General features: G+C 54.5%; 3 rRNA genes (1 of these 3 cut by a window edge). All 3 read right to left on the reverse strand.

The window, feature by feature from the left end:
* Positions 1–64: ribosomal RNA gene (gene rrf / locus DSP71_RS24605) — 5S ribosomal RNA — on the reverse strand (it extends 105 nt beyond the left edge of the window).
* Between the two features lie 108 nt (positions 65–172).
* Positions 173–3,277: ribosomal RNA gene (locus DSP71_RS24610) — 23S ribosomal RNA — on the reverse strand.
* Between the two features lie 426 nt (positions 3,278–3,703).
* Positions 3,704–5,227: ribosomal RNA gene (locus DSP71_RS24615) — 16S ribosomal RNA — on the reverse strand.
* The 16S, 23S and 5S rRNA genes sit together here, the layout of an rRNA operon.
* Positions 5,228–5,324 lie beyond the last annotated feature (97 nt).

The raw sequence follows: 5,324 nt of genomic DNA on the forward strand, positions 1-5,324 counted from the left end.
TGTGAGGCTTAGCTTCCGGGTTCGGAATGTAACCGGGCGTTTCCCTCACGCTATGGCCGCCGAAACACTATTGATGTTTCAATCAAACACATAACAAAGTCATTGTTGTTATGCGGTTCTCGACCGTACATCGAGAACCACTCAGTGGACGCGTAGCACCAACAAACGGTGTGTTATCAAGTCATCGGCTTATTAGTACCAGTCAGCTGCATGCATTACTGCACTTCCACATCTGGCCTATCAACCCAGTAGTCTGGCTGGGAGCCTCTCACCCGAAGGTATGGAAATCTCATCTTGAGGCCGGCTTCCCGCTTAGATGCTTTCAGCGGTTATCCATCCCGAACGTAGCTAATCAGCGGTGCTCCTGGCGGAACAACTGACACACCAGAGGTTCGTCCAACCCGGTCCTCTCGTACTAGGGTCAGATCCTCTCAAATTTCCTACGCGCGCAGCGGATAGGGACCGAACTGTCTCACGACGTTCTAAACCCAGCTCGCGTACCGCTTTAATGGGCGAACAGCCCAACCCTTGGGACCTACTCCAGCCCCAGGATGCGACGAGCCGACATCGAGGTGCCAAACCATGCCGTCGATATGGACTCTTGGGCAAGATCAGCCTGTTATCCCCGAGGTACCTTTTATCCGTTGAGCGACAGCGCTTCCACAAGCCACTGCCGGATCACTAGTCCCGACTTTCGTCCCTGCTCGACCTGTCAGTCTCACAGTCAAGCTCCCTTGTGCACTTACACTCGACACCTGATTGCCAACCAGGTTGAGGGAACCTTTGGGCGCCTCCGTTACTTTTTGGGAGGCAACCGCCCCAGTTAAACTACCCACCAGGCACTGTCCCTGAACCGGATTACGGTTCGAAGTTAGATATCCAGAGTGACCAGAGTGGTATTTCAACAATGACTCCACACGAACTAGCGTCCATGCTTCAAAGTCTCCCACCTATCCTACACAAGCCACACCGAACACCAATACCAAGCTGTAGTAAAGGTCACGGGGTCTTTCCGTCCTGCTGCGCGTAACGAGCATCTTTACTCGTAATGCAATTTCGCCGAGTTCGCGGTTGAGACAGTTGGGAAGTCGTTACGCCATTCGTGCAGGTCGGAACTTACCCGACAAGGAATTTCGCTACCTTAGGATGGTTATAGTTACCACCGCCGTTTACTGGGGCTTAAATTCTCAGCTTCGCCTTGCGGCTAACCGGTCCTCTTAACCTTCCAGCACCGGGCAGGCGTCAGTCCGTATACATCGTCTTGCGACTTGGCACGGACCTGTGTTTTTAGTAAACAGTCGCTACCCACTAGTCTCTGCGGCCACCACACCCTTTTCGGAGTAAATCCGTATAAGTGGATGGCCCCCCTTCTCCCGAAGTTACGGGGGCATTTTGCCGAGTTCCTTAACCACGATTCTCTCGATCTCCTTGGTATTCTCTACCTGACCACCTGAGTCGGTTTGGGGTACGGGCGGCTAGAACCTCGCGTCGATGCTTTTCTTGGCAGCATAGGATCACCCACTTTTTATCCGCATCGTGTCTCAGCCTATGTGAATCGCGGATTTGCCTACGACTCGGCCTACGCACTTGCACCAGGACAACCATCGCCTGGCTTGGGCTACCTTCCTGCGTCACACCTGTTAATACGCTAACCGCACCAGAATGGGGTCGTGCGCTAGGCCCAGAGCGTCACCCCGAAGGGATCAGTCACTGGGATTCAGACACTTAGCACTACTGGATTAGCTTGGGCGGTTCTTCGCCGGTACGGGAATATCAACCCGTTGTCCATCGACTACGCCTGTCGGCCTCGCCTTAGGTCCCGACTTACCCAGGGAAGATTAGCTTGACCCTGGAACCCTTGGTCTTTCGGAGGACGTGTTTCTCACACGTCATTCGCTACTCATGCCTGCATTCTCACTCGTGTAGCCTCCACGGCTGGTTTACACCGCCGCTTCGCTGGCCACACGACGCTCTCCTACCCATCAACACGGCTGGACCACGAAGGCCTACCAATAATGTCAATGCCACAACTTCGGTGGCGTGCTTGAGCCCCGTTACATTGTCGGCGCGGAATCACTTGACCAGTGAGCTATTACGCACTCTTTCAAGGGTGGCTGCTTCTAAGCCAACCTCCTGGTTGTCACAGCAACTCCACATCCTTTCCCACTTAGCACGCGCTTTGGGACCTTAGTTGGTGGTCTGGGTTGTTTCCCTCTCGACTATGAAGCTTATCCCCCACAGTCTCACTGCTGCGCTCTCACTTACCGGCATTCGGAGTTTGGCTGACGTCAGTAACCTTGTAGGGCCCATCGGCCATCCAGTAGCTCTACCTCCGGCAAGAAACACGCAACGCTGCACCTAAATGCATTTCGGAGAGAACCAGCTATCACGAAGTTTGATTGGCCTTTCACCCCTATCCACAGCTCATCCCCTCAGTTTTCAACCTAAGTGGGTTCGGTCCTCCACACGCTCTTACACGTGCTTCAACCTGGCCATGGATAGATCACTTCGCTTCGGGTCTAGGACATGCGACTGAATCGCCCTATTCAGACTCGCTTTCGCTACGGCTACCCCACACGGGTTAACCTCGCCACATATCGCTAACTCGCAGGCTCATTCTTCAAAAGGCACGCTGTCACCCCTACTAAGGAGGCTCCAACGGTTTGTAAGCAAACGGTTTCAGGTACTATTTCACTCCCCTCCCGGGGTACTTTTCACCTTTCCCTCACGGTACTTGTCCGCTATCGGTCATCTGGGAGTATTTAGGCTTATCAGGTGGTCCTGACAGATTCACACGGGATTTCACGGGCCCCGTGCTACTTGGGATACTCTTCGCGCCAAGAGAGGCATTTCGACTACGGGGTTGGCACCCTCTATGACCGGCCTTTCAAGACCGTTCGTCTATACCTTCTTGTAACGCCGCCACCTCGGCAGAGATGACTGAAAAGTCCCACAACCCCCAACGTGCAACGCCTGCCGGCTATCACACACGCTAGGTTTAGCCTGATCCGGTTTCGCTCGCCACTACTAACGGAATCGCGGTTGCTTTCTCTTCCTGTGGGTACTGAGATGTTTCACTTCCCCACGTTCCCTCTACCCGCCCTATATATTCAGGCGGGAGTCACTAGGTCGGCACGCCGCCCAGCGGGGTTTCCCCATTCGGACACCCTCGGATCAAAACTTGCTTATCAGTTCCCCGAGGCTTATCGCAGATTGCTACGTCCTTCTTCGGCTCCAGATGCCAAGGCATCCACCGTTTGCTCTTAAAGACTTGAAATCACATGAGTTTGAATCAAAAACTCGACCCCACCCGAAGGCGGGATCTGAAATTGACTAATGATCTTTAAGATCATCTTGTGCAACAACCCGAAGGCTGTTGCAAGATGCTCGCGTCCACTGTGTAGTTCTCAAAGTACGGGCGGTGCCCCAATCCACAACCCCACAAACATGGAGAAACAGAAAGAGGCCCAGAGTAACCAAATGCTTCCAACCCCGAAAGGTCAAAGCGCATCCGGTCCCTCAGGACCCAACAGCGTGCAGGTGCGACATCCGTCACCCTCCCCGTTCCAACCACCGAAGCGGCGTACTGGAGAAGAACAACATCCCTCGCACCATGTCAAATGTTCCACCCCTGAGCTCCCAGCGAAGAACGTATGCCTTCGATCTGGGTTCTGGACACCCGAAAGTGTCAGATGCTCCTTAGAAAGGAGGTGATCCAGCCGCACCTTCCGGTACGGCTACCTTGTTACGACTTAGTCCTAATTACCGATCCCACCTTCGACGGCTCCCTCCACAAGGGTTAGGCCACCGGCTTCAGGTGTTACCGACTTTCATGACTTGACGGGCGGTGTGTACAAGACCCGGGAACGTATTCACCGCAGCGTTGCTGATCTGCGATTACTAGCGACTCCGACTTCATGAGGTCGAGTTGCAGACCTCAATCCGAACTGGGACCGGCTTTTTGGGATTCGCTCCACCTCGCGGTATTGCAGCCCTTTGTACCGGCCATTGTAGCATGCGTGAAGCCCAAGACATAAGGGGCATGATGATTTGACGTCATCCCCACCTTCCTCCGAGTTGACCCCGGCAGTATCCCATGAGTTCCCACCATTACGTGCTGGCAACATAGAACGAGGGTTGCGCTCGTTGCGGGACTTAACCCAACATCTCACGACACGAGCTGACGACAACCATGCACCACCTGTTTACGAGTGTCCAAAGAGTTGACCATTTCTGGCCCGTTCTCGTATATGTCAAGCCTTGGTAAGGTTCTTCGCGTTGCATCGAATTAATCCGCATGCTCCGCCGCTTGTGCGGGTCCCCGTCAATTCCTTTGAGTTTTAGCCTTGCGGCCGTACTCCCCAGGCGGGGAACTTAATGCGTTAGCTGCGTCACGGAATCCGTGGAATGGACCCCACAACTAGTTCCCAACGTTTACGGGGTGGACTACCAGGGTATCTAAGCCTGTTTGCTCCCCACCCTTTCGCTCCTCAGCGTCAGTTACGGCCCAGAGATCTGCCTTCGCCATCGGTGTTCCTCCTGATATCTGCGCATTCCACCGCTACACCAGGAATTCCAATCTCCCCTACCGCACTCTAGTCTGCCCGTACCCACTGCAGGCCGGAGGTTGAGCCTCCGGATTTCACAGCAGACGCGACAAACCGCCTACGAGCTCTTTACGCCCAATAATTCCGGATAACGCTTGCGCCCTACGTATTACCGCGGCTGCTGGCACGTAGTTAGCCGGCGCTTTTTCTGCAGGTACCGTCACTTTCGCTTCTTCCCTGCTAAAAGAGGTTTACAACCCGAAGGCCGTCGTCCCTCACGCGGCGTTGCTGCATCAGGCTTGCGCCCATTGTGCAATATTCCCCACTGCTGCCTCCCGTAGGAGTCTGGGCCGTGTCTCAGTCCCAGTGTGGCCGGTCACCCTCTCAGGCCGGCTACCCGTCGACGCCTTGGTGAGCCATTACCTCACCAACAAGCTGATAGGCCGCGAGCCCATCCCCAACCGAAATTCTTTCCAGACGCAGACCATGCGGTCACGTCACATATCCAGTATTAGACGCCGTTTCCAGCGCTTATCCCAGAGTCAGGGGCAGGTTGCTCACGTGTTACTCACCCGTTCGCCACTGATCCCACAGAGCAAGCTCCGTGTTCACCGTTCGACTTGCATGTGTTAAGCACGCCGCCAGCGTTCATCCTGAGCCAGGATCAAACTCTCCGTAAAAAAGAAATGCATACCCCACCGGGAAAACGGTGACGCAGCGAGTTTGATGCTGACCAAAGAGACAAATTCATTGCTGACTTCATCCATTGCCAACCCC

Origin of the sequence: Microbacterium sp. H6 (genome assembly GCF_003314775.1) — a bacterium.
GTDB lineage: Bacteria > Actinomycetota > Actinomycetes > Actinomycetales > Microbacteriaceae > Microbacterium > Microbacterium oxydans.